This window comes from Bradyrhizobium sp. NBAIM08 (assembly GCF_020193935.1).
Classification (GTDB): Bacteria; Pseudomonadota; Alphaproteobacteria; order Rhizobiales; family Xanthobacteraceae; genus Bradyrhizobium; species Bradyrhizobium yuanmingense.
The window spans coordinates 1-395 of the sequence record NZ_JADYVR010001116.1 but is presented as its reverse complement, the minus strand read 5'-3'; the positions used below and the strand labels follow the sequence as shown (position 1 = coordinate 395).

The window sequence follows — 395 nt, the reverse complement described above, 5'->3', positions numbered from 1 at the left end:
CTTCTTTGACTACGGGTGAACCGTTTTTGCTGTCATAAACAACCACTAATTCTTTTCCTCCGGCTTTGACTATGGTTGCCGCACCGATTTGTTTTCGCGCACCCCCCGTCGTCGAGAAAGCTAAATATGAATGATGGTCGGTATCGGGAACTATTCCACCAGAGTCTTTTTCGATGTCGGCAATTGCATCTTTCGGAATGTCCTTATGCTGACCAGTAAATGATTGTGCATCGGGCAACGCCGCTTTTATGCTTGCCGGGGCATCTTCCTCTTTTTTAGAAGTTGTCGCGGTGTTTGCCGTATTTGTATTAGCTGAATTCGCCGTTGTCTTCGTCTGATTAGCGTTTGTGGTCGCTGTATTTGTCGCCGATGAGCAGCCTGCCGCAACCAAGGCG

General features: G+C 48.4%; 1 protein-coding gene. It reads right to left on the bottom strand.

Features of this window, described 5'->3' with window-relative positions; translation table 11 throughout:
- On the bottom strand, window positions 1-395 hold a 395-nt coding region (locus tag I6F37_RS43735; protein ID WP_225154945.1), incomplete at both ends, for a hypothetical protein.